This is a genomic window from Pleomorphochaeta sp. DL1XJH-081 (assembly GCF_049310885.1).
In the GTDB taxonomy this organism is placed as follows: Bacteria; Spirochaetota; Spirochaetia; order Sphaerochaetales; family Sphaerochaetaceae; genus CAYZJV01.
Genome location: NZ_JBMDYO010000152.1, coordinates 1 through 258, shown reverse-complemented (window position 1 = coordinate 258; position 258 = coordinate 1). Strand labels below are relative to the sequence as shown.

Annotated in this window: 1 protein-coding gene; it reads right to left on the bottom strand. The window is 36.4% G+C overall.

Annotated elements, in window-relative coordinates; genetic code table 11:
- Positions 1-65 precede the first annotated feature (65 nt).
- On the bottom strand, positions 66-258 hold a 193-nt coding region (locus tag ACODJP_RS14265; protein ID WP_422482628.1), incomplete at its 5' end, for a hypothetical protein.

Sequence of the window (258 nt, the reverse complement as noted above, 5' to 3'; positions counted from 1 at the left end):
CATTGCATTTGCTGTAGAAAAAGCAACTCAAAAAGCCTGATTATGATCAGGCTTTCGTTGAATCTCTAATCTGTTAACTTTTCACCACAGTGCGGGCAATAACATTTCTTCTCTCTAACAGCTTCTTTCTCTTCTAATACTTTTTCGCGCATAATTTGAATAATCAGATTATGCGCTTGTTCTTTTGGTAGCCCTACTTTTTGTCGAATACGTTCTATTTCAACTTCATCATGCATGATATCAATACCACGCACTTGA